The organism is Photobacterium toruni (genome assembly GCF_024529955.1).
Lineage (GTDB): Bacteria > Pseudomonadota > Gammaproteobacteria > Enterobacterales > Vibrionaceae > Photobacterium > Photobacterium toruni.
Map to the genome: position 1 here is coordinate 872124 of NZ_AP024854.1, position 23533 is coordinate 895656.

General features: G+C 38.1%; 20 protein-coding genes. 8 read left to right on the forward strand and 12 right to left on the reverse strand.

Annotation, left to right across the window (positions count from 1 at the left end; all coding sequences use genetic code 11):
* Nucleotides 1-29: 29 nt before the first annotated feature.
* Nucleotides 30-1301 (reverse strand): YeaH/YhbH family protein, encoded by a 1272-nt coding sequence (locus OC457_RS04385; RefSeq protein ID WP_080173446.1) that lies wholly within the window; start codon nucleotides 1299-1301, stop codon nucleotides 30-32.
* 25 nt (nucleotides 1302-1326) lie between these two features.
* On the reverse strand, nucleotides 1327-3261 hold the full coding sequence (locus OC457_RS04390; protein WP_080173447.1) for a PrkA family serine protein kinase: 1935 nt from the start codon (nucleotides 3259-3261) through the stop codon (nucleotides 1327-1329).
* Between the two features lie 558 nt (nucleotides 3262-3819).
* On the opposite strand from OC457_RS04390, the gene OC457_RS04395 reads away from it, so the two are divergent.
* The gene (locus OC457_RS04395; RefSeq protein WP_080173448.1) at nucleotides 3820-4200 is read left to right on the forward strand and encodes a VOC family protein; all 381 of its coding nucleotides are present in this window, start codon (nucleotides 3820-3822) and stop codon (nucleotides 4198-4200) included.
* A gap of 48 nt (nucleotides 4201-4248) precedes the next feature.
* Here the strand turns inward: OC457_RS04395 and OC457_RS04400 are convergent, their stop codons facing one another.
* On the reverse strand, nucleotides 4249-5124 hold the full coding sequence (locus OC457_RS04400) for a D-hexose-6-phosphate mutarotase (protein WP_080173449.1): 876 nt from the start codon (nucleotides 5122-5124) through the stop codon (nucleotides 4249-4251).
* Between the two features lie 350 nt (nucleotides 5125-5474).
* Complete coding sequence (gap, locus tag OC457_RS04405) at nucleotides 5475-6470, reverse strand: type I glyceraldehyde-3-phosphate dehydrogenase (protein WP_080173450.1); 996 nt, start codon at nucleotides 6468-6470, stop codon at nucleotides 5475-5477.
* 335 nt (nucleotides 6471-6805) lie between these two features.
* On the opposite strand from gap, the gene msrB reads away from it, so the two are divergent.
* Nucleotides 6806-7195 carry a peptide-methionine (R)-S-oxide reductase MsrB gene (gene msrB / locus OC457_RS04410; protein WP_080173451.1) on the forward strand — a complete coding sequence of 130 codons (390 nt, stop codon included), beginning with the start codon at nucleotides 6806-6808 and terminating at the stop codon, nucleotides 7193-7195.
* Nucleotides 7196-7255: 60 nt separating this feature from the next.
* Here the strand turns inward: msrB and OC457_RS04415 are convergent, their stop codons facing one another.
* Nucleotides 7256-8059, reverse strand: a complete 804-nt coding sequence (locus OC457_RS04415; protein ID WP_096777807.1) for a DUF2989 domain-containing protein — start codon at nucleotides 8057-8059, stop codon at nucleotides 7256-7258.
* Between the two features lie 219 nt (nucleotides 8060-8278).
* On the opposite strand from OC457_RS04415, the gene OC457_RS04420 reads away from it, so the two are divergent.
* Nucleotides 8279-8602, forward strand: a complete 324-nt coding sequence (locus OC457_RS04420; protein WP_080173453.1) for a YeaC family protein — start codon at nucleotides 8279-8281, stop codon at nucleotides 8600-8602.
* 3 nt (nucleotides 8603-8605) lie between these two features.
* Here OC457_RS04420 and OC457_RS04425 read toward each other — a convergent pair whose 3' ends face one another.
* The 3 genes from OC457_RS04425 to sppA all read right to left on the reverse strand — a co-directional run bounded on the left by OC457_RS04425 (nucleotide 8606) and on the right by sppA (nucleotide 12522).
* Complete coding sequence (locus tag OC457_RS04425) at nucleotides 8606-9280, reverse strand: glutathione S-transferase family protein (RefSeq protein ID WP_080173454.1); 675 nt, start codon at nucleotides 9278-9280, stop codon at nucleotides 8606-8608.
* A gap of 147 nt (nucleotides 9281-9427) precedes the next feature.
* The gene (ansA, locus tag OC457_RS04430; RefSeq protein ID WP_080173455.1) at nucleotides 9428-10441 is read right to left on the reverse strand and encodes an asparaginase; all 1014 of its coding nucleotides are present in this window, start codon (nucleotides 10439-10441) and stop codon (nucleotides 9428-9430) included.
* A gap of 233 nt (nucleotides 10442-10674) precedes the next feature.
* A complete protein-coding gene (sppA, locus tag OC457_RS04435; protein WP_080173456.1) occupies nucleotides 10675-12522 on the reverse strand; it encodes a signal peptide peptidase SppA in 1848 nt (615 codons plus the stop codon).
* Nucleotides 12523-12738: 216 nt separating this feature from the next.
* On the opposite strand from sppA, the gene OC457_RS04440 reads away from it, so the two are divergent.
* The 4 genes from OC457_RS04440 to mnmH all read left to right on the forward strand — a co-directional run bounded on the left by OC457_RS04440 (nucleotide 12739) and on the right by mnmH (nucleotide 17760).
* The gene (locus OC457_RS04440; protein ID WP_080173457.1) at nucleotides 12739-14751 is read left to right on the forward strand and encodes an oxidoreductase; all 2013 of its coding nucleotides are present in this window, start codon (nucleotides 12739-12741) and stop codon (nucleotides 14749-14751) included.
* A 76-nt stretch (nucleotides 14752-14827) separates the two neighbouring features.
* Nucleotides 14828-15376 (forward strand): NAD(P)H nitroreductase, encoded by a 549-nt coding sequence (locus tag OC457_RS04445; RefSeq protein WP_080173458.1) that lies wholly within the window; start codon nucleotides 14828-14830, stop codon nucleotides 15374-15376.
* Between the two features lie 258 nt (nucleotides 15377-15634).
* On the forward strand, nucleotides 15635-16669 hold the full coding sequence (selD, locus tag OC457_RS04450; protein ID WP_080173459.1) for a selenide, water dikinase SelD: 1035 nt from the start codon (nucleotides 15635-15637) through the stop codon (nucleotides 16667-16669).
* On the forward strand, nucleotides 16669-17760 hold the full coding sequence (mnmH, locus tag OC457_RS04455; protein ID WP_080173460.1) for a tRNA 2-selenouridine(34) synthase MnmH: 1092 nt from the start codon (nucleotides 16669-16671) through the stop codon (nucleotides 17758-17760). The genes selD and mnmH overlap by 1 nt, the downstream gene beginning before the upstream one ends.
* An 82-nt stretch (nucleotides 17761-17842) precedes the next feature.
* Here mnmH and OC457_RS04460 read toward each other — a convergent pair whose 3' ends face one another.
* Nucleotides 17843-18631, reverse strand: coding sequence for a glucosaminidase domain-containing protein (locus tag OC457_RS04460; protein ID WP_080173461.1), 789 nt, complete (start codon nucleotides 18629-18631; stop codon nucleotides 17843-17845).
* A gap of 165 nt (nucleotides 18632-18796) precedes the next feature.
* Here OC457_RS04460 and OC457_RS04465 point away from each other — a divergent pair, with 165 nt between their 5' ends.
* Complete coding sequence (locus tag OC457_RS04465; protein ID WP_080173462.1) at nucleotides 18797-20749, forward strand: DNA topoisomerase III; 1953 nt, start codon at nucleotides 18797-18799, stop codon at nucleotides 20747-20749.
* Nucleotides 20750-20850: 101 nt separating this feature from the next.
* On the opposite strand, the gene OC457_RS04470 is transcribed toward OC457_RS04465, so the two are convergent.
* The 3 genes from OC457_RS04470 to OC457_RS04480 form a co-directional block, all read right to left on the reverse strand.
* Nucleotides 20851-21072, reverse strand: a complete 222-nt coding sequence (locus OC457_RS04470; RefSeq protein WP_080173463.1) for a helix-turn-helix domain-containing protein — start codon at nucleotides 21070-21072, stop codon at nucleotides 20851-20853.
* A 9-nt stretch (nucleotides 21073-21081) separates the two neighbouring features.
* Nucleotides 21082-21630, reverse strand: coding sequence for a DUF2975 domain-containing protein (locus OC457_RS04475; protein WP_080173464.1), 549 nt, complete (start codon nucleotides 21628-21630; stop codon nucleotides 21082-21084).
* A gap of 94 nt (nucleotides 21631-21724) precedes the next feature.
* Nucleotides 21725-23347 carry a GGDEF domain-containing protein gene (locus OC457_RS04480; protein ID WP_080173465.1) on the reverse strand — a complete coding sequence of 541 codons (1623 nt, stop codon included), beginning with the start codon at nucleotides 23345-23347 and terminating at the stop codon, nucleotides 21725-21727.
* Nucleotides 23348-23533 lie beyond the last annotated feature (186 nt).

The following is a 23533-nucleotide window of genomic DNA, read 5'->3' on the forward strand; positions in this document are numbered from 1 at the left end:
TGTATTTAATATCATGAAGTGGTGTTAATTTAACTGACTTGTTTTTTAAATAATTCCCTAAACACGGGGAAGATATCTTCAACAGTTTTAATATTTTGCATCGCAAAATTTTCATGACTGCTATGTAACGCTTCATACTCTCGCCATAATGTTTGGTGTGCTCGACGAGTGATTTCTATGTATGAGTAATAACGTGTTACTGGAAGTATATGTTTATCAAGCAATTCACGACAGCCCGGGGAGTCATCAGCCCAATTATCACCATCCGATGCTTGTGCCGCATAAATATTCCACTCTTCAGGACGATAGCGTTGCTTAACAATGTCATGCATCATTTTCAATGCACTTGAAACTATTGTGCCACCGGTTTCTTGAGAGTAGAAAAACTCATGCTCATCGACTTCTTTTGCTTGAGTGTGGTGGCGAATAAATACCACCTCAACATTTTTATAAGTGCGGTTTAAAAATAAATACAGCAATATATAAAACCGCTTAGCGATGTCTTTTGTTGCTTGATCCATAGAGCCGGATACGTCCATTAAGCAAAACATAACCGCTTGGCTCGATGGTTGTGGGCGACGTTCATAGTTCTTATAGCGTAAATCAAAGGTATCAATAAATGGTGTACGGTTAATCTTTTTCCGTAGATCATCAATTTCTTGTTTGATGCGTTCTTCTTCAAATGGTTGAGCCGGTTCAGTGGTGAATAATAGCTCTAGTGCTTGCTCTAATTCTCGTACTTTACGGCGTTTACCCGCAGTCATTGCTGTTCGTCTTGCGAGTGAGTTTTGTAATGATTTTACGATAGCTATATTTGATGGTACACCTTGTGATTTATACCCAGCACGAAACGTTTTCCATTCTACAAGTTGATTAATCGCATTTTTTTCTAAGTTAGGTAATTCTAAATCTTCAAATAACAAATCAAGGTATTCATCTTTTGAAATTTGGAAGACAAAATCATCTTGGCCATCACCATCAGGGCTTGCTTGGCCTTCTCCTGCACCGCCTTGACCGCCACCACCCGGTGGACGTTCAATGCGATCGCCAGGACTAAATTGATCATTACCTGGGTGGACAACCTCCCGTTGCCCCCCTTTTCCTTGATGAAATATTGGTTCGCTAATGTCGCGAGAGGGGATGGTTATATCCTCACCACTATCGACATCAGTAATCGAACGTTTATTTACTGCATCAGCAATAGACTCTTTGATTCGCTGTTTATGACGACGTAAAAAACGTTGGCGATTGACGGTGCTCTTATTTTTACCATTGAGCCTTCGATCAATAAAATGTGCCATAGCTTCCCCCCTCGTTGTCAGTTGGTTACGACGACTTACGCACACGTAAGTACCATTCAGACAATAAACGAACTTGTTTACGGGTATAGCCTTTTTCCATCATTCGAGCGACAAAATCATCATGCTTTTTCTGCTCATCTGTTGAGGTTTTTGCATTAAAGGAAATAACCGGTAACAGCTCTTCTGTATTAGAGAACATTTTTTTCTCAATTACAGTGCGTAATTTTTCGTAACTAGTCCAATTTGGGTTTTTCCCAGCATTATTAGCACGGGCTCGAAGGACAAAATTAACGATTTCATTACGGAAGTCTTTGGGATTACTGATACCTGCTGGTTTCTCAATTTTTTCCAGCTCATTATTGAGAGCTGAACGGTCAAAGAGTTGACCAGTATCAGGATCGCGATACTCTTGATCTTGAATCCAAAAGTCAGCATAACTAACATAACGGTCAAAGATGTTTTGGCCATATTCTGAATAAGATTCAAGATAGGCGGTTTGAATTTCTTTACCAATAAACTCAACATACTTTGGTGTTAAGAAGCCTTTGAGGTGCTCAAGATATTTTTCAGCGACATCTTGCGGGAACTGTTCACGTTCAATTTGTTGTTCAAGCACATAGAATAGATGAACGGGGTTCGCAGCCACTTCAGCATGATCAAAGTTAAACACGCGTGATAAAATCTTAAAGGCGAAACGGGTTGATAATCCATTCATGCCTTCATCAACGCCCGCATAGTCACGGTACTCTTGATATGATTTTGCTTTTGGATCGGTATCTTTGAGTGTTTCACCGTCATAAACCCGCATTTTTGAATAGACACTTGAGTTTTCAGGTTCTTTTAGACGAGATAACACTGTGAAACGTGCCAGAATTTCAAGGGTACTCGGTGAGCAAGGTGCAGAAGATAGCTCACTGTTTTGTAATAGTTTTTCGTAAATACGCATTTCTTCAGAGACACGTAAACAGTAAGGAACTTTTACAATATAAACTCGATCGAGGAAGGCTTCGTTAGTTTTATTATTACGGAATGTTTGCCACTCTGATTCGTTTGAGTGCGCTAAAATCATGCCATCAAAAGGCAATGCTGATAGACCTTCAGTACCGTTATAGTTACCTTCTTGAGTTGCTGTTAATAATGGATGTAGCACTTTTAACGGTGCTTTAAACATCTCAACAAACTCCATCAAGCCTTGGTTTGCTTTACATAAGGCGCCCGAATAACTGTATGCATCAGGATCATCTTGTGAAAAATGCTCAAGTTGGCGAATATCAACTTTACCGACCAGTGATGAAATATCTTGGTTATTTTCATCTCCTGGTTCTGTTTTTGCGATACCGACTTGATCAAGAATAGATGGACGAACTTTTATCACTTTAAATTGAGTGATATCGCCACCAAATTCATGTAGTCGTTTGGCCGCCCATGGCGACATAATGCTATTGAGGTAGCGACCAGGAATACCATATTCATCTTTAAGTAATCCGCCATCTTCTTGTTTATCAAACAAACAGAAAGGATGGTCATTAACAGGACTACGCTCACCATTAGCAGTAAGAATATAAATAGGTACTTTTTGCATTAAACTTTTAAGTTTCTCAGCTAATGATGATTTACCACCACCAACAGGACCTAATAAATACAGGATCTGTTTACGTTCTTCAAGCCCTTGTGCCGCATGCTTTAAGTAAGACACAATTTGCTCAATGGCTTCTTCCATGCCATAAAAATCTTTAAAGGTGTCATAACGTGATATTACGCGGTTTGAAAATAAGCGACTAAGATGTGGATCTTGTGCGGTATCTATCATTTCTGGCTCGCCAATAGCCATTAGAAGCCGCTCTGCTGCATTGACGTAAGAACTACGATCGTCTTTACAGATATCAAGGAATTCTTGTAATGAAAGCTCTTCGTCTTTAGCTTCTTCATAGCGCTGACGATAGTGGTCAAAAATACTCATAGTATGCCCCCTGAATCGTTCTTATATTTAAGAGTAATTAATGAAAAACAGAGTGTTTTTGCATTGCTCACTTATTTAAGCCTAGTCTGAACTTGTCACTTTGTATTGCAGAATTATGGGTTGGTAAATAAATTTCTTCAAAAGGAATAGGATAAATTTGCTGATTAAATAACCTATATTAACTACTATCCTTTAATCTAAAGGGTTTCGCAAGCTAATTTGTTACAAAGTTATTGTAATGATGTTGTTTTTTGGTGGTTGTGAGTGATAATTTAGTCAATTGGGCTTAAATGCTAAAAATATAGATTGTAGTAGTCTTTATTACTGATTAATGGGCTTATTTCGTCGTAAATGTTTTTGTTTTTAATTTGAAAATAGTTTTATTGTGTTTTTTTGTTATTAAGTGATTTTTCACTATGTCTTAATATCAAGAGTGAATAACAAATAGTAAGAATTTAAGCTAGTGAACGTATTTTTTAATACAAAAAACTAACGGCTGATTTAATCTTAATATGTAAGAGTTCATATTGTTGTTTAAAGAGTATGGAGCAAAATATTATGTCTATTTGTCGTGTTGATACGGTATCCATTCCCGTCACGGATCAAAATCAAGCTCTACAATTTTATCGTGATGTATTAGGTTTTGAAGTGATTAGGGATCATGCTGAGAGTCAACAGGCTCGATGGGTACAGCTTGTACCAAAAGGTGCAGAAACAACGATCAGCTTAGTAAAACCTTTTGCTGGAATGGAAGCGGGAGGTGTACAAGGATTAGTTGTTCAAACACATGATATTCAATCTACATATCAAGAGCTTAGTAGCCGTGGCGTCGCATTGTCTGAAATTATTACTATGATGGAAGGACGGTTTGCAACTTTTAATGATCCTGATGGTAATGGCTGGGTATTGATTGAGTCAAGTGGCACTATGTTGGCATAAAATCACTAGTAAGATCATGGTCTTACTAGTGATGACATGTGTTATTAATTAGTGTTGAATAGCAATACGAGTTGATAACGTATGTGCTTGCCCTGGCTGTAATTCAATGGTTGGAGTATGAATGGTAGATTCAACACATACCATGGTTTCAAAGCTGTTGTTTGCCATATCACCCATGCTTATTGATAATTGTTGCCAAGGGTTCCAAATAACAGCGGCATTATTACCGTCATTGGCTACTGTAATCGTACGTTGATTACTTTGATCTTCAATCAGAATCATTGATTGAGGATGAGTATAAACACGATCTGTTTCTGCGTTAAAGGTTAATACATCGCTACCTTGGCACTCTTTTCCTGCTTGGGTGCTATCTAAATATTCGCGACCCATGCCTGTAATGGAAATGTTATTGATATTTGCGATATTAAAATAAGTGTGTAGCGCACCGCCATATGACCAAGGCTGAGTGTCTGTATTCGTTGATGTTAGACTTACCTTAAGCTCGGCATTCATTTCAAATGTGATTTGATTATGAAATTTATGTGGCCAAATATCACGAGTTTCTTGATTATCTTCAAGGGTCAAAGAAACAATAACGCCATTTTCATTTTCGCGATGTTGTGATAGTGACCATTCACTGGTACGAGCAAAACCATGAGAAGGTACTGCTGCTTTACCGAACCATGGCCAACAAACAGGAATTCCACCTCTAACCGCTTTCTTTAGATCAAATTCAGCATTTTCACTTAACCAAATAACCTCTTTTTCACCTTCAGGTTTGAACCATAATAAATGACCACCATGGAGAGATATTCCCGCTTCTACCATTGGGTGAATAATACGAATAATTTTCACACCTTGGTATTCACATACAGTAACAGCATCAGATAATGCATTAATTGTCGAAAGTTGACGTAAATCCATCTTCTTTTCCTTAATGTTAGGTGGCGAAAGCGCCCATTATTTATGATTTTGGGTATATTGAGCGCAAAATCATAAACAATGAAAACTTATTTTTCGTTTTAAAATATCAAAGAATATTAAGATTTATTTGTTATTTTTGTAACGTATTTGATCTGAATATTTCATGTGCTATATATTAAAGGGAGTGGGGACGGTTGTTTTATAATATATAAAGTCTAAGTGAATATCATAGTGACATACTATTTTGCCGTTGAATTGATAATTGCCATATTTTAGATATAAAAAAGGCGACACCCTTAAGCGTCGCCTCTTACTATCTGCTTTCAAAGAAAGTCAGCTAATTGCTTACATTACTTAGAGATGTGAGCGATTAGATCTAGAACTTTGTTTGAGTAACCGATTTCGTTGTCGTACCAAGATACAACTTTAACGAAGTTATCGTTAAGTGCGATACCAGCTGCAGCATCAAAGATTGAAGTGCGAGTGTCGCCATTGAAGTCAGTTGAAACAACTGCATCTTCAGTGTAACCAAGAACGCCTTTTAGAGAACCTTCAGAAGCTTCTTTCATTGCAGCACAGATAGCTGCGTAAGATGCGCCTTTTTCTAGGTTAACTGTTAGGTCAACTACAGAAACGTTAGCAGTTGGTACGCGGAAAGCCATACCAGTTAGTTTGCCGTTGATTTCTGGAAGAACAACACCTACTGCTTTAGCAGCACCAGTTGATGATGGGATGATGTTCTGAGAAGCACCACGACCGCCACGCCAGTCTTTAGCTGAAGGACCATCTACAGTTTTTTGAGTTGCTGTAGTTGCGTGAACTGTTGTCATAAGACCAGAAACGATACCGAAGTTGTCGTTAAGAACTTTAGCGATAGGCGCTAGACAGTTAGTAGTACAAGAAGCGTTAGAAACGATGTCTTGACCAGCGTAAGTTGAATCGTTAACACCCATTACGAACATAGGTGTAGCATCTTTAGATGGGCCAGTTAGAACAACTTTCTTAGCGCCAGCTTCGATGTGTTTACGTGCAGTCTCGTCTGTTAGGAACAGGCCAGTTGCTTCAGCTACTACGTCAACGTTGATTGCATCCCACTTAAGGTCAGCAGGGTTACGCTCAGCAGTTACACGTACAGTTTTACCATTAACGATTAAGTTACCGCCTTCAACTTCAACAGTACCGTTGAAACGGCCGTGAGTTGAGTCATACTTAAGCATGTATGCCATGTATTCAACGTCGATTAGGTCGTTGATACCAACAACTTCGATGTCAGTGCGCTCTTGCGCTGCACGGAAAACAAAACGACCGATACGGCCAAAACCGTTAATACCTACTTTGATTGTCATTACAGTTTGCTCCACAACTTAATTTCTAATGAAATATAACTGGTGGTAAAATTACAGAAACCTTCGTAAAGCTGCAAGCAAAAAAATCGTTTAAATTGCTTGAGGTCAAAAAAAAGTTCGGATATTTTTACATTTTCACTACAACGACGGTAATTTGTACAAATATTGTTTAAATTAACGTCATAGTAATTATTAACTTTTAGTCATATTTACAAAAATCAAAACTCGTTTTCAAGTTTATGTGACTTTTTGCACAAGAAGTATGTGCTACAGTGCCCCTAAATTGCAAATATATTTATTCGGTTTACTTAAAACATAAGAAAAGGCAATGAAGAATGAATAAAAAAGATAATGAATATTGGCGAAATAAGTTATCGACAGAGGCTTATCAAGTCTGTCGTGAGCAAGCAACAGAATCTCCATTCAGTGGAACATTGCTCCATAACCGTGAAACAGGGATCTATTCTTGTACCTGTTGTGGTCAATCTTTATTTTCTTCTACCAATAAATATGATTCTGGCTGTGGTTGGCCAAGTTTTGATGCGCCTATCACTACAACGTGTATTCGTTATCTTGATGATAATAGCCATGGAATGGTACGGACAGAGATTCGCTGTTCGCAGTGTGATAGCCATTTAGGGCATATTTTTCCTGATGGTCCGCCATCTACTGGCGAGCGATTTTGTATTAATTCAATCTCACTGCTTTTTTCTGCCAATAACTAATCGCTAGTGTGAGCCCTGACTGTTTAGAAGACAGTGCTGATATTATTATTCTGTAGAGGGTTATTGAATCATGATGTCAGTACGTCGATATTGACCACTATTTAATGTTGTAATGATCTTGAGAGCGGTACGATCCAATTGTTCTCGTTCGGCTTTAGTTAATTTAAACGAATTATAAATTGTTATTTTGGGGGGGGCATTATTGGGTTGGTAATGGGTTGTTACATTGGTCCATACATAAGCTGCCGCCATATTATGCTGCTGATAATATAAGGTTGAAAGTGTCCTTAAGATATTGATATTAATGTTATCTTTTTTATTATAGAGACTGAGGCTATGGTGCAAAATATCCAGTGTTTTATTTTTGTTTTTATTAACGTAATAACCAGCAAGTACTAATTGTAATTCAGGATGCTCAAGTTTTTCATTGCCTTCCAGATCTAAAAATTGTTGTTTAGCTCTTTGATCTCCCTGACTCCAACGATAATAAATAATATGCGGATCTTGAGAGCTTAGTAGCTCTTGATTGAGCCGTTCAATATTTTCATAGCTATGGTATAACGCTTGCATGCGCTTAGTCTTACGGTATTTTAATTCTGTTGGCTCAATACGTGCAGCGTATTCAAGGCAGTGTTGATATTCTTTAGTCGCTTTTAATTCTTTAAACTTATGCGCATCAGTCGGTGCTTGTAAAGTGTCATAACGTTGCCATATTAAATTTGTGCGTTGAATTCGACACTGGCCATCATTAAGATTTAATGGCTGGCATAAGTCGGGATTGTCATCGCATAGGTTGTCAGTAGTGCGATAACGATCAAAACAGCCACTGAGTAATAAAGGCAGTAGTAGTATGATTTTAATCATAAGTGAGCGCCGAAATGGTGCCATATTTAAGAATAATAGACTCAAGCTCAAAAGATAAACTCATAAAAAAGCGATAATTAAATTTAACAGTATTCTTTTTTTTGTAAATGAAACTGTCACAGCAAAGTAATTTGATGTGATAAGTCTACAATGAATAAATATGTTTTTTGATACTGACCTAAAATATGCCATGTAATGATGGTAAATAAGGAAAAAAATATGGATGTTAATCAGCTTTTAGCGGCAATGACGCCTGATGTTTACCAGCGTATTTCAACGGCCGTTGAAACAGGGAAATGGTTAGATGGTTCAACATTAACGCCACAATTACGGAATAGTGCGATACAAGCGGTGATGCTATATCAGTCACGGTATAATAATGATGCTGAACATATGACCGTTGCCGTTGGTGGTGAGATTAAATTTAAATCAAAAGCTGAATTTAAACGGGATTTCATCGCTACCGCCCCAACAGGAGCCTGTAATACTGAAAATACAGCCTATGACAATGACATTGCACGCTTTGATCATGATCAGCTATAACTATCATGTTGATGAGTGCGGTAAGATCATGGGTTCACAATAGAAATCTTGTAATTGGTGATCTTCTTCTGCGATAAGATTGGCTATCCATGGTTCCTGTTCTATTCGCTGTAGATAAGCATGTAACTGTGGATAATGCGGTTGTAAACGTAACCCACTCATCCACCCACTTCGAAAAATACTCCATAAACTAATTTCAGCCATTGAAAAATGATCACTGACATAACCTTGCCGTGGAATTTGTTGGTTAAGGTAGTGCAGCACATCAGGAAGATGATGGGCTAAACATTGATTAACAGCTTCTTGATCGCAGTGTTTATTCTGCATTTTCTGACGTAATATTTTTTGATAAAACAGTACGCCCCCAATTAATGAGGTGACGCGAGTTGCTGCATATGATTCAAGCCAACGTATTTGGGCTCGTTGTTGTGCATTACCGGAATATAACGGTGGAATGGGGTAACTATCATCTAAATAATGTGCAATGACCGTGGAATCAATAATAGTTAATGCGCCATGTTCAAGTACTGGAACTTTGCCCATTGGATGGCGCTTATGTGCGAGTTCCTTTTCAAGATAAGGATTAAGTGGTTGGAGTTCATAACGAATGCCTTTGTAATTGAGTGCTAACATTATTTTTCGTACAAAGGGTGATATCGAGGTGCCATGTAAGATCATAGTGGTCACTTATTGCTTGGCTCAATGAGCGATAATATTGCAATAAGTGTAGTTTGCTTTGGTATTCTTAGTGGTAGAAATCATGATCAAAAAAAGAGCCATCGCAGCTCTTTTTATATTATCAGTAATCAAAAGATTGATTATTGATTAATGGGTTAATTCACCACGCAAATCTTGTTGCATTAGGCTTCGGATTGCTTCAGTGGTGAGATTTTGACTTAATAAATAATGTAATTTAGCCAATGCTGCTTCAGGCGTCATATCGTAGCCACTTAACACTCCAGCCTCAGCAAGAGCACAACCCGTTGCGTATCCACCCATATTCACTTTACCGGATAGACACTGAGTTAAGTTCATTACAATAACGCCACGATCTGTTGCTGCTTTTAATTGCTCAAGTAGTTCTTTATTTTGAGGTGCATTACCAACACCAAATGTTAATAATATCATGGCATTAACAGGTTGACGTAAGGTGTTTCGAATCACTTCTGGTGAAATGCCAGGATACATTGTGATAACGCCAATAGGTTGCGGTGTAATAGTATGAACTTTAAAAGCACCGTCTGGTTTTTTATCTATTTGGGCAATATTGTTAACAGTAATATTGATTCCCGCTTCTAATAACGGCGGTAAATTTGGCGAAATAAATGCACCAAAACCATCAGCATGAGCTTTAGTACTGCGATTGCCTCGAATCAACTGATTATTAAAAAATACCGTCACTTCATTGATCGGGTAATTAGCTGCAATATGAAGGGCATTTAGCAGATTACTTTGACCGTCTGATCGTAATTCAACCAATGGAATCTGTGAACCTGTAACAATCACAGGCTTATCTAGATTCTCAAACATAAATGATAATGCTGAAGCTGTGTAAGCCATGGTATCAGTGCCATGTAAAATGACAAAACCATCATACTTATCATAATTAGCTTTTATATCATCTGCAATTCGCTGCCAATCCATTGGCGTCATATCAGATGAATCGATCAGTGGATCGTATTCATTGATCGTGAATTCTGGCATTTCTGAACGATGGAATTCTGGCATGCTTGCCAATTGTTGCTGCATAAAACCAGCAACAGGAACATAGCCATGATCTGACTTTTGCATACCAATAGTACCGCCAGTGTAAGCGATGTAAATATGTTTTCTTTCCATTTTTAAGCTCAGAATGAACGAATGAGTGCGCGTATTATACGCAAACTGTATGAAGATGCGAGGTTAGTTAGATTTGTAGTGTGATTGTATGAGTTAAAATGTGATCGTAGCTAAGTCTGCTGATTTATTACACAACTTTAGTGTAAATAACTGTTAGCTAATGACGGACAGTAGTATGAGAAGAGATTAAAAAACCCGACCAATATTGGTCGGGTTGAGGACTGTTATTTACTTTAATTAACCGTACTGCAATTTAAGCAGAAAGCATAACGGCCATTAGGATCGTTAAAATTTGTCAGTGAAGTAAGATCTTTCGCTACTTTTGTCACTGGGGCTAACGAGGATGGCATGTCACCAAAGACCATGGTTGCAATTTGGACTTTTACTTCTCCAGAGAGTTCTTTAAAGAATTGTTGTACTGGTGATAGTGGTTGTTGCATCCATACTAATTGATAGTCTTGTACTTTTGCTAACTCAACAGCGGCTGTAATCGCAGTATCGAAATCACCTAATTTATCAACTAAACCACGTTGCAGTGCATCTTTACCTGTCCATACTCGGCCTTGAGCGATTTTATCTGCTTGTGCTAATGACATATGGCGGTATTTACTGACTAAGCCAATAAAGCGTTGGTAGCCATTATCTACTCCAAGTTGAAATACTTTTGCTACACCGTCTGGTAGAGCGCGTGTAATTCCTACCCCAGAGAATGGCGTCGTACCAACACCATCACTGTAAACACCTAGCTTTTCTAAGCCTTTTTCAAAAGTTGTTAAAATTGCAAAGATACCAATAGAGCCGGTGATTGTTGTTGGTTGGGCAATGATCTCATCAGCACTGGATGAAATCCAATAACCGCCAGATGCCGCAACACTTGACATTGAAACGACCACGGGTTTCCCCGCTCTTTTAAGTGCATCAACTTCATTGCGAATAATTTCAGAGGCGAAAGCACTACCTCCTGGGCTATCAACACGTAGGATCACTGATTTCACTTGTTTATCAAAACGAGCTTGACGTAATAGTCCTGCGATGGTGTCACCGCCAGCTGAACCTTGACCACTTTTGCCATCAACAATTGCGCCACTGGCAATGACAACCGCCACTTTATTTGACGATGGTTGTTGATCATCAACCAGTAATGGTAAGTAATCGTAGTAGCTAATTTGCTTAAAGCTATGTTTGTCGTTAGCACCAAAGGTGTCAATTAAATATTGGGTCATTTGATCGCGAGTGACGAGTGAATCAACCAAACCTAATTTTTTACTTAATTGAGCAAAATCGCCATTAACGGATGTCAGCTGAGTAATAAACTCATCAATATTTGGCGTTAATGTCTGTGGCTTAATATGACGGTTGTTTGCTACATCGTCGCTAAATGCCCCCCATAGTTGAGTCAACCAAACAGTATTGGCTTCTTTGGCTGCCGCTGACATGCCATCACGAATATATGGTTCAACAAATGACTTATAAGTACCGACACGGAAAACATGAGTTGTCACATCTAACTTAGCCAGTAAGCTCTTATAATATAGAGTGTAAGTGCCATAACCCGTTAGCATCACGCCACCATCTGGCGATAAAAAGACTTTATCTGCATAGCTGGCTAGGTAGTACTGGCTTTGCGTGTAATTATCGCCATAAGCATAAACAGGTTTACCTGTCGCTTTAAATTCTTCGATGGCTTTTGCGATATAACGCATTTTAGTTAAGCTGGTTTCAGACATGCCTTTAAGGTTAAGTACTAGACCTGTGATGTCTTTATCTGTTGCTGCCGCACGAATCGCTTCAACAATATCAAATAATACATTTTGTTTTACATCGGGCTTACCTAACGCTTCACTCATTACACTATCAAGTGGGTTGTCATAATTACTTTGTTCAACTATTGGTCCTGATAGATCGAGTACTAATGCTGATGGTTCAGTGTTATCGGTGGTTTTATCTTCATCGGTTAATGCAAAAATTATCGCGCCAATAATAAGAACGAACAAAATGTTGAGGATAAATTTGCGAGTAAAGTTAATTAACTTCCCGATAGCGAGGAAGAATTTTCCAATCCTTGAGAATATGGCTTTCATGAAAATTCCTGATAATGATGATAGCGGTATCGTAGCGTAGTCACTATTTAATTACAGTATTTTTACAGTGTAATTGTTAGTAATAGAAAAAAAATATATGTAATTGATTATAAATAGTGAGGCGTATCATGTAAATGTTGATTTATTGTTAATAATATTGATGTTGTTATCTACACTTGAATATACTGGTCTGACCATAATAATTAGGAGCTATTTATGGACGATAAAGCATATTTTCGTTTGTTGATGCCGCTGGATCTTGGTTTTACTCAATTGCGTAACCGCGTATTGATGGGCTCAATGCATACTGGATTAGAAGAAGAGCGTGGCGGTTTTCATAAACTTGCGGAGTTTTATGCCATCAGAGCCAAAGCGGGTGTTGGACTTATTGTTACTGGCGGATTTTCTCCTAATTTTCGTGGTCGATTGCATCCACTAAGCGCTGAGTTTAGTAATAATCGTCATGTGCGTAAACACCGAAATATTACAACTGCAGTGCATCAACAAGGTGGTAAAATTGCATTACAGTTATTGCATGCGGGGCGGTATGCAATGTCACCGTTTGCGGTAAGTGCTTCTGCTATTCGATCTCCTATCTCTAAATTTACCCCTTTCAAAATGAGCCATCGTCAAATTAATAACACCATTAATGATTTTGCCCATAGTGCTGAGCTGGCGCGTGAAGCGGGTTATGACGGGGTTGAGTTAATGGGCTCTGAAGGCTATCTCATTAATCAGTTTATTTGTCAGCGCTCAAACCAACGTTACGATCAATGGGGGGGGAGTTATGACAATCGAATGCGTTTTGCCATTGAAATAGTTCGTGCTGTACGTGCTCGGGTTGGTGATGATTTTATTATTATCTTTAGATTATCAATGTTGGATTTAGTGGAACAAGGTAGCACTTACGATGAGGTGGTGCAGTTAGCACTTGAATTAGAAACTGCGGGAGTCACTATTTTAAACACTGGAATTGGTTGGCATGAAGCTCGAATTCCGACGATAGCGACTCAAGTACCACGAGCAGCATTTACTTGGGTTACTGAAAAAATCAAACAGCAAATTTCGATTCCAATTGTGACTTGTAATCGTATTAATACGCCGCAAGTAGCCGAGGATATTTTGGCTCAAGGGCAAGCAGATATGGTGTCGATGGCGAGACCATTTTTAGCTGATCCTGAATTTGTCTTAAAAACTGAGCAAAATAGAGCTGATGACATTAATACTTGTATTGGCTGTAATCAGGCATGTTTAGATCATGTTTTTGTCGGTAAACGTGCCAGTTGTTTAGTTAATCCTCAAGCGTGTTATGAGACTGAACTGGTATTAACAACAGTAGCTCAGTCGCGAAAAGTAGCGGTTATTGGTGGCGGACCTGCGGGTATGGCGTGTGCAGTTGCCGCTGCGGAACGCGGATTTAAGGTCGATTTATTTGAAAAAAACACCCATGTTGGTGGTCAGTTTAATTTAGCGATGCAGATTCCCGGTAAAGAAGAATTTAAAGAAACCATCCGTTATTTTACTCGACGGTTAGAGCAAACAGGTGTTGTTGTGCGGCTAGGCATTGAAGCAAATGTAGAACAATTACTTGATTATGATGATGTTATTATTGCCACAGGAGTACAACCTCGAATACCGCCAATTCTAGGTATTGAACATCCTAAAGTGATTGATTATCAAACCTTAATTTATCAACAGAGAGTGCTAGGAGAAAAAGTTGCCATTATTGGTGCTGGTGGTATTGGGGTGGATGTTGCCACTATGCTGACAGAACCGAATGAACAAGATTTGGATAGTTGGTTGAGTGAATGGAATATTGATAAGAGTTTATGTCATGGCGGTGGTTTATTACCAAGTGATGATTATATTAGTCCGCGCCAAGTATGGTTATTACAACGTCAAGTTGGAAAAGTAGGTAAAGGTCCTGGGCGTACAACGGGCTGGATCCATCGTCGAACCTTAGAAAAACGTGGGGTTAAATTATGGGCCGGAGTAGATTATCAAGCTATTGATGATGAAGGCTTGCACCTTATTGTTGATGGGCAACCACAGGTATTAGATGTCGATCATATTGTTATTTGTACTGGTCAAACGTCGGTTGATCATTTATCGCAACAATTAATACAGCAAGGTGTATCGGTGCATGTGATTGGTGGAGCAGCAGATGCAGGCGAAGTGGATGCAAAACGGGTCATTCGCCAAGGTGTTGAGTTAGCCGCGAAGTTATAATCGTCATGGCTTGTGTTCTACTCTTTACCTGCCTTATTATATAAGAAACAATAATTATTTTCATTTTGAGGTTGTTATGGATGCGCTATCACTTCTGCTTAATCGTCGCTCATTACCCAAATTAGTTGAGCCAGCACCAGCAGGAGAGGTTCTTGATAATATCTTTCGCGCAGGATTACGTGCGCCTGATCATGGTGGCTTAACACCGTGGCGCTTTATTGTTTCTCAAGGTGAAGGGCTAACGAAGCTGGCAAATATTCTTGTTGAAGCAGCAAAAGCTGATAATTTAGATGATTTTGTGATTAGCAAAGCCTCAAAAGCACCTTTTCGCGCCCCCATGGTGATCACTGTTGTTAGTAAAGTGACATCAGGCCATAAAGTCCCTGTTATAGAACAACATCTTTCTGCCGGTTGTGCTGCACAAGCAATGCAGATGGCAGCAGTGGCACAAGGGTATTCTGGTTTTTGGCGTACAGGATCTTGGGCATACCACCCTGTGGTTCGTGAAGCATTAGGTGTAACGGGCGAAGATATGATTGTTGGCTTTTTATATCTAGGCTCTATTGGTTGTCGTGAAGCCAAAGTACATGAACGTGATCTTGTTCAATACGTTGAATATTTGTAATTACGAATATACAACAGATGTAACATCAACTCGCATTTTAGCTTTAATTGATGTAGCAGTAGCGTTAAAAATAAAAGGTGATAGCTATTTTTAGGTGAAATACCGTGAATAGCATCACCTTTTTTGTCACTAATTGATGACTATTAGTGCTAATGTGGATTTGTTTTAATAGAAAATGGCTGCTTTTTAGTTGGAAAGATGACAGTTGTCGAGGGCAGGAGTAGAATCGCTGATTCTTTCTATATTTTGGAGCGTGTCATGGAAAATGTTCGCCTAACACAATACAGCCACGGTGCCGGATGTGGTTGTAAAATTTCTCCCCAAGTACTTGATACCATTCTTCGTACTCAATTAGCACCTTTTGCTGATCCTAATTTATTAGTTGGTAATGAAAGTAAAGATGACGCTGCCGTTTATGATATCGGTAATGGTCAAGCAGTGATCAGCACTACTGACTTCTTTATGCCAATTGTTGATGACCCATTTGATTTTGGTCGTATTGCAGCGACTAATGCTATTAGTGATATTTACGCGATGGGTGGTAAACCTATCATGGCGATTGCTATTTTAGGCTGGCCTGTAAATGTATTGTCGCCTGAAATCGCTCAAAAAGTGATTGATGGTGGTCGTTCTGTGTGTCGCAAAGCAGGTATTTCTCTTGCTGGTGGTCACTCTATTGATGCTCCTGAGCCAATTTTCGGCCTTGCTGTAACAGGATTAGTAAGTACTGATCGTGTAAAACGTAATGACAGCGCAGAAGCGGGTTGTCATTTATACCTTACTAAACCATTAGGTATTGGCGTATTAACTACGGCTGAAAAACAATCTAAGTTGGCTGATGAGCATAAAGGTTTGGCGCGCGATTGGATGTGTAAGCTAAATAAACCGGGTGCTGACTTTGCTGATGTTGATGGCGTAAAAGCACTAACTGACGTTACTGGTTTTGGTCTAATGGGTCACTTAACTGAGATCTGTGAAGGCAGTAACCTAAAAGCAAAACTTTGGTTTGATAAGATTCCAACATTACCTGGCGTGTATGATTACATTGCTCAAGGTTGTGTTCCTGGTGGTACTGAGCGTAACTTCATGAGTTACGGTCATAAAGTGGGTCAAATGACGGATCAACAAAAAGCACTATTGTGTGATCCTCAAACGTCTGGCGGGCTATTATTAGCGGTTGATCCAAGTAGCGATGCTGAAGTTCAAGCAATTGCTAAAAAACATAACATCTTGCTGGAAGCTATTGGTGAACTTGTGCCTATGGATGGCGATACCTTTATTGAGGTTTGCTAATGTCGCGTCCCAATTGCGAAGATTTTCGTCATCTGTTTGTGAACGATACGCCATTAATGGACATGCGTGCACCGATTGAATTTACTCAAGGTGCATTCCCAACCTCTCATAGTCGTCCGTTAATGACAGATGACGAACGTGCGGCTGTGGGGACATGTTATAAAAATAAAGGGCAAGATGCCGCCATTGATCTTGGTCATAAACTGGTTAATGGTGACGTTAAAGCAGAACGTGTAGCGCAATGGAAAGCATTTTGTGAAGCAAACCCTAACGGTTACCTTTATTGTTTCCGTGGTGGTTTACGTTCTCAAATTACTCAACAATGGCTTAAAGAAGCAGGCGTTGATTACCCGTTTATCACTGGTGGTTATAAAGCATTACGTCGTTATTTAGTTGATACTATTGATGAAGTTGCTGCTAAACCAATGTCTATTGTTGCCGGAAATACGGGCAGTGGTAAGACTATTATGGTTAATGTTCTTGCTAATGGTCTTGATCTTGAAGGTGCGGCACATCACCGTGGTTCATCGTTTGGTCGCTATGTAACACCACAGCGAACGCAGATTGCATTTGAAAATGATCTCGCGGTACAGATGATCAAGAAATTAGACCGTGGTATTAAGCATTTTGTGTTTGAAGATGAAGGCAAAAATATTGGTTGTGCAACAGTACCAATATCCATCAATCGTGCAATGCAAGAAGCTGATATTGCTGTTATTGATGATCCAGTAGATGTACGTTTAGCGCGTCTATTAGATGATTATGTCGTTAAAATGCAACGTGATTATGTGGCTCATTACGGTGAGGAACAAGGTTGGATTTTATTTGCTGAGTATTTAGAAAAAGGCATGTTTAATATTCGTAAGCGCCTAGGATTAGAGCGCCATGAAGTTATGCTTAAAGCTCAACAACATGCAGTAAAAATGATGCAATCTAATGGTTCTCTAGTAGAACATGATGCTTGGTTAGCACCACTGCTAGAGCAGTATTATGATCCTATGTATACATATCAATTAAGCAAAAAAGCTGATCGTATTGTATTTAGAGGTGATTACCACCAAGTACAAGAGTGGTTAGCTGCTCGCGACTAATATTAAAAGAAAGTATCATCGTCTTGAACGAATAAAAAAAGCCGATTTAACAATTATTGTTAAATCGGTTTTTTATTGAGTATTATTTATCATTAATGAAATTTTGATGTGGGATAAATTGTTTATTCGTTTTAATCAGTTCAAGTAATTGACGAATATATTGATGTCCAATCTGTGAATATTGGTTTAATCCTTGGACTAGATATTGAGCACTAATTGGTTGTTGGTGTTGTTGTAGTTTTGCACGTGTCGAGCGTAATCCAGAATAAGCTTGATTGGTATTGATATTATTAAAATAAGCTTGTATTGCAGCTTGGGTTGATGGGAATTTTTGTACTTCATGGTAATTCTGAGGATCAGGTTTAAGCGGTACAATACCGCAGCCTTTGGTAAAGCACCACTGACCAAAATAGCTATTGCCAGCAATTGCAAAGCGTGAGGTTCCCCATGATGATTCCATCGCTGCTTGTGCAAGTACCATGGAGAGCGGGAGTATATTAACACGTCGTAATAGTTGTGATATCCAGATACTATCTATTCCTACTTTAGGTATAGGGAGTTTATATTGGGATGATAAACGTTGGATCAATTTGTTATTAAGATTGATTTTAGATGGATCTTTGGCAAGGATAATAAGCTGTTGCCGATCTGCTAATATTTGGTGATTAATGTAATCTATATAAGGTGATAAGTAAGTAAAAAAAGCGATTTTCTTATCATTGGTATCTTTAATTTTATTAAAATCAGGTTTAGTGACAGCTATAGTTACAGGTGATTTTACTTTAGTATTTTGATTAGAGTGAAAATTATATCCAATTGTAATCAGTGAAAGTATAATTATTAGGGTGATAATTTGAAGCTTACTAATCATTTAACGTCTAATGTTCGATGTTCAATATTGTTTGTAATGGTAACCTGATAGTCAAGTATAATCAATTCTACGTCATTATTACTGGTTTTATATCCAGTGAAATCTTGCTGTTAGTATGAGTTTTCGGTACAGTCATAATATTCATTATTTTAAATAAAGATCCTCATGAGTTGCTTATATATAGCTGAAAAACCAAGTTTAGGTCGAGCCATTGCTGCTGTATTACCTCGCCCACATAAAAATAATACTGGCTATATTGAAGTGGGTAATGGCGATATTGTCACTTGGTGCATTGGGCATTTATTAGAGCAAGTCGAACCTGATGCTTATGATGCGCGTTATAAAAAATGGCACCTAGACGATTTACCTATTGTGCCAGAGCAATGGCAACTTATTCCACGTAAAGCAGCCAAACAACAATTAGCTGTTATCAAAAAATTAGCGAAAACAGCAACCTCAGTAGTACATGCTGGCGATCCCGATCGAGAGGGGCAGTTGCTGGTGGATGAAGTGATTGATTACGTTAAAATATCCAAAACTAAAAAAGAAGCAGCGCAACGACTACTTATTTCAGATTTAAACCCCGCTGCGGTAAAAAAAGCATTAGCGACGATGCGCAGTAACCGTGACTTTATTCCTTTGTCTGTATCTGCTCTTGCACGTTCGCGGGCTGATTGGTTATATGGCATGAATATGACTCGTGCTTATACCTTACTCGGTCAAAAAGGTGGCTATCGTGGTGTGCTGTCGGTTGGACGTGTGCAAACCCCTATTTTAGGATTAGTGGTTAGACGTGATGATGAGATCGCTAATTTTGTCGCCAAACCTTTTTATGAGGTATTGGCATTAATTACTTATGGTGAACAAACGATTTATGCCAAGTGGCAACCCAGTAAATCGTGTGAGCCTCATCAAGATTCAGAAGGGCGAGTGCTCAATCGCAAGTTATGTGAAAACGTGGTGGCACGTATTAAAGGCCAATCCGCAGAAGTAACGGAATCTGAGCGTAAACAAACCAAGCAGGCACCACCGCTACCATACTCGTTATCTGCGTTACAAATTGATGCAGCAAAACGGTTTGGTATGAGTGCTACTGATGTTTTATCAACCTGTCAGTCACTGTATGAAAAACATAAAGTGATCACTTACCCTCGTTCAGACAGCCGTCATTTACCACTCGATCATTTTAAGCAAGCTAATGATGTGTGTCGTGCGATTACAGCAACGGATAATCAGTTAGCAACCGCGGTTGATAATGCAAATACAGCATTAAAAACAAAAGCATGGAATGATAAAAAAGTGGATGCTCACCATGCAATTATTCCGACACCCAAATCATCATCTGTGTTAACGGGCTATGAAGCAAAAATATACCAATTAATTGCTCGTCAGTATTTAATGCAGTTTTATCCTGCGGCGGAATATGCTGATGCTAAGTTGGTATTCACTATCGCTAATGGGCTATTTATTGCTAAAGGTCGGCAGTTAATGTCACTCGGTTGGCGAGTATTATTGGGACGTGATGATAAAAAAGAAGACAGTGATTTAGCCGATAAAGTACCACCACTAAATAAAGGTACGGTATTGGTTTGTCGCGATGGTGAGATCAAAGATAAAATGACCGAGCCCCCAAAAGCATTTACTGAAGCAACGTTATTACAAGCGATGACGGGTATTGCTCGATTTGTATCTGATGCATCATTAAAGAAAATCCTACGTGATACCGATGGCTTAGGTACAGAGGCAACACGAGCAGGAATTCTAGAGATGTTATTTAAACGGCAATTGTTACAACGTCAAGGTAAAGCTATTCATGCCTCAGAGGCTGGAAAAGGGTTAATTTACGCCTTGCCTGATAGCTCAACCTATCCCGATATGACAGCACATTGGGAACATCAATTGCATGATATGGCAGATAGAAAATGTGCTTATCAGCCGTTTATGGCAGCGTTAGAGCAACAAGTTACATCATTGATGGAGCAGGTAAAAGTCAGTGATGTACCACCAAGTTTACGTTCGTTAACATCACCTGAGTTTACACCGCGAGCGAAGAAGCGCAGTTATGCAAAGAAAGGTTCGGCAGCTAAAACAAAAGCCACATCAAAGCGTAAGAGTTGAACGAAGAGAATTATTGAGTAATGGTATCTAATAAAAAAGCAGCCTACGCTGCTTTTTTATTTATATGACGATTTATTAGAGGGGATTAGACCAAATTAGTGTTAGTTTAGATTGTCATCATTTTTTTGAAATTCAAGAATATCAGCTGGTTGACAATCAAGTTGCTCGCAAAGTTTATCTAATGTTGAAAATCTTACCGCTTTTGCTTTTCCATTTTTAAGTATTGATAAATTAGCTTCTGTCATCTCCATTGCTTGAGCCAATTCTTTTAAGCGTATTTTTCTTTTCGCCATAATGACATCTAAGTTAATAACAATAGTCATAATAAACTCTTAAATTGTGTAATTTTGTTCATCAGCGAGCAGATAACCTTCCTTCATAACCCACGAAATTATAACAATAATAGCACCTATTAATAAGGTTAAAAAATCAAGCCCTTCAAAGGTAATCATAATCATGCGGTGATTGGGTGGGTTATTAAAGGTTAATATTAATGTCATCAATGGTTGATAAAAAATAGAACCGCCTACCCAATAAAATACACTGTAGCCAAGTTTCTGGTAACAGCCTGCATTCTCTAAAGTGAAGATTTGTTTATTTTCATAATTACCAAATAAAGTAATAAGAATTTTCAATGCATACATAATAATTGAGCAATAAATTAGGCTCGTTACTATTGCAAGAAAACGGGTCGTTAATGTTAATGGTGTTTCTGTTAACTGATTAATATCAAAAGATGTCTGTACTATGCCTGTCTGTCTTAAAAAATCATAAGGTGTCTCAATTGTTAGCCAAAAATAGCAGACTAAAATTGGAGTAAGAATAAAAAATAGTCGCAATAGATTTTTTACTCTACGGCTTTGTTGTTGAATTTTTGACATGCGATTTATCCTCATTAATTGAATGAGGCTATAATATGGCTGTTAAAATGGTTTTACAATAAAAAATTATCGTTTATCGATAATTTTTTATTGTTTATGTTGATGTTATTACATGAAAACAATCTTTACCATTGGCTTTTGCTTGATATAATGCTGTATCTACACACTTGAAAAAATCACAATAGGTTGTTGTTTGAGAAGGAATAATAGTACTTACGCCTATACTGATCGTCACAATAGGTTGGTTGTTATTATTTGATTCATGACATGGAAAGGGTAATGCTACTTTATGCATTGCATTAAGCAGTCGTTGAGCATTATTAGCTGCTTCTTGTTGATCTTGTCCAGGTAGTAATAATACAAATTCTTCACCGCCATAGCGTGCGAATAATGTTCCCGCTCGACGTTCAACTTTAGAAAGTACTGACGCGATGGTTTTTAAACATTGATCGCCAGCGGCATGGCCAAGTTTATCGTTGTAGGTTTTGAAGTTATCAATATCTAAGATAAGTAACGATAGTGGTAAGGCAAGTCGATTAGCTCGATGCCATTCAGTTATGACTGTTTCATCAAATACACGACGGTTGGCTATATTCGTTAAAGCATCAATACGCGATAATTTTTGCAGCTGTTCATTGGCTTTATTGAGTGCCTTGGTGCGACTTTGAACGCGCTGCTCAAGATCATGATTGAGTTTTATGAGGTTGTCAGCGGCTTGTAGACGTAAAATATGTTGTGAAATAATAAAACCATATTGTTTCAGCAGTTGATGATGATAATTTCTTAAAGGTTGTCCTGTAATTAAATTATCGCAAGCGATCCATCCAATGGGGGTATCTTCATCCCATAATGCTATATAGGCGCTCCAACCAAAGCCAATTTGTTGTAAATCATGATATAAAGGTGTGTTCTCTTTAAATGCAATATATTCTTTATTTTTTAATGTATTAGAGGCAAACCATTGATTAGGGACCTCTGAATGAAAATAAAATTCATCAACAGTATTCCCTTGAATATCAGTCCCAAAAGTACCGTGCATATGTTTTTTTTGATCAAAAAGAAAAATAGCCATCCTATCAATGTTAAGGCGTTTTTTTCCTTCATCAATAGCAATAAATAACATATCTTTCATTATGCTGCTACGCCATAATTGAAAAGAAATATCATGCATACTTTGAAGGTAATTCAATAGTGATTGTTGCTGTTCTTTACTTGATAATAATTCTTTTTCAGTATTTATCCGGCTAAGACTATGGTGCTTCGTTGTTTGTTTTATCAGTCCTGATTCAATTTCCGCTGCCAGTAAGGATGCCAGTATCGTGAAGTCTTTAGGTTGTAGTTTTGATGTTAATGGGGCGGCAATCGTTAAGTGACCAATAATACTTGAATGATGTTTCAGTGGAATTAATAAATAACGATAATTCTCTAATATATCAATAGAGGCTTCTGTTTTATTAGTATAGTAATGAATATTTTTATAATGGTATTCATTTGTTATTGGCATTATTACAGGTGGGAAATAATATTTTATTCCTTCACTGTTTAGTTCTAATAATAATTGCCACTCGTTATTATATTTAATAATAAGTTGCAGATGATTAATTGAAAAGCTTTGAATAAGATTACGGCAGACTAATTCACAAATAGTTCTAAGGCTATGAGCATTACTGCATTGTTTAGTAACTGTTTGATAAAAAAATGAAATCTGCTCGTTCATTACTACTCTATTCCATGAGGCAATTTAGGCGTGATAGGGTTATTGTTAACTATTATCTTTAAAATTAGCAGGATATACTCCACAAGTTAGAGATATATTCTTTTTTACACTGAAAAGTGAGAGCTAATCTATCTTTTTTCTATACTGATTCTTATTAATATTACAGCTAAATTAGTCGCTATTATC

What these genes read in the sequence shown, in the direction of transcription:
- OC457_RS04475 (WP_080173464.1), bottom strand. Translation starts at nt 21,630, where the DNA reads ATGTCAAAAATTCAACAACAAAGCCGTAGAGTAAAAAATCTATTGCGA.
- OC457_RS04400 (WP_080173449.1), bottom strand. Translation starts at nt 5,124, where the DNA reads ATGGATTTACGTCAACTTTCGACAATTAATGCATTATCTGATGCTGTT.
- OC457_RS04415 (WP_096777807.1), bottom strand. Translation starts at nt 8,059, where the DNA reads ATGATTAAAATCATACTACTACTGCCTTTATTACTCAGTGGCTGTTTT.
- OC457_RS04440 (WP_080173457.1), top strand. Translation starts at nt 12,739, where the DNA reads ATGGACGATAAAGCATATTTTCGTTTGTTGATGCCGCTGGATCTTGGT.
- OC457_RS04385 (WP_080173446.1), bottom strand. Translation starts at nt 1,301, where the DNA reads ATGGCACATTTTATTGATCGAAGGCTCAATGGTAAAAATAAGAGCACC.
- OC457_RS04445 (WP_080173458.1), top strand. Translation starts at nt 14,828, where the DNA reads ATGGATGCGCTATCACTTCTGCTTAATCGTCGCTCATTACCCAAATTA.
- OC457_RS04460 (WP_080173461.1), bottom strand. Translation starts at nt 18,631, where the DNA reads ATGATTAGTAAGCTTCAAATTATCACCCTAATAATTATACTTTCACTG.
- sppA (WP_080173456.1), bottom strand. Translation starts at nt 12,522, where the DNA reads ATGAAAGCCATATTCTCAAGGATTGGAAAATTCTTCCTCGCTATCGGG.
- OC457_RS04470 (WP_080173463.1), bottom strand. Translation starts at nt 21,072, where the DNA reads ATGACTATTGTTATTAACTTAGATGTCATTATGGCGAAAAGAAAAATA.
- OC457_RS04425 (WP_080173454.1), bottom strand. Translation starts at nt 9,280, where the DNA reads ATGATCTTACATGGCACCTCGATATCACCCTTTGTACGAAAAATAATG.
- OC457_RS04390 (WP_080173447.1), bottom strand. Translation starts at nt 3,261, where the DNA reads ATGAGTATTTTTGACCACTATCGTCAGCGCTATGAAGAAGCTAAAGAC.
- gap (WP_080173450.1), bottom strand. Translation starts at nt 6,470, where the DNA reads ATGACAATCAAAGTAGGTATTAACGGTTTTGGCCGTATCGGTCGTTTT.
- OC457_RS04420 (WP_080173453.1), top strand. Translation starts at nt 8,279, where the DNA reads ATGGATGTTAATCAGCTTTTAGCGGCAATGACGCCTGATGTTTACCAG.
- OC457_RS04480 (WP_080173465.1), bottom strand. Translation starts at nt 23,347, where the DNA reads ATGAACGAGCAGATTTCATTTTTTTATCAAACAGTTACTAAACAATGC.
- ansA (WP_080173455.1), bottom strand. Translation starts at nt 10,441, where the DNA reads ATGGAAAGAAAACATATTTACATCGCTTACACTGGCGGTACTATTGGT.
- mnmH (WP_080173460.1), top strand. Translation starts at nt 16,669, where the DNA reads ATGTCGCGTCCCAATTGCGAAGATTTTCGTCATCTGTTTGTGAACGAT.
- OC457_RS04395 (WP_080173448.1), top strand. Translation starts at nt 3,820, where the DNA reads ATGTCTATTTGTCGTGTTGATACGGTATCCATTCCCGTCACGGATCAA.
- OC457_RS04465 (WP_080173462.1), top strand. Translation starts at nt 18,797, where the DNA reads ATGAGTTGCTTATATATAGCTGAAAAACCAAGTTTAGGTCGAGCCATT.
- msrB (WP_080173451.1), top strand. Translation starts at nt 6,806, where the DNA reads ATGAATAAAAAAGATAATGAATATTGGCGAAATAAGTTATCGACAGAG.
- selD (WP_080173459.1), top strand. Translation starts at nt 15,635, where the DNA reads ATGGAAAATGTTCGCCTAACACAATACAGCCACGGTGCCGGATGTGGT.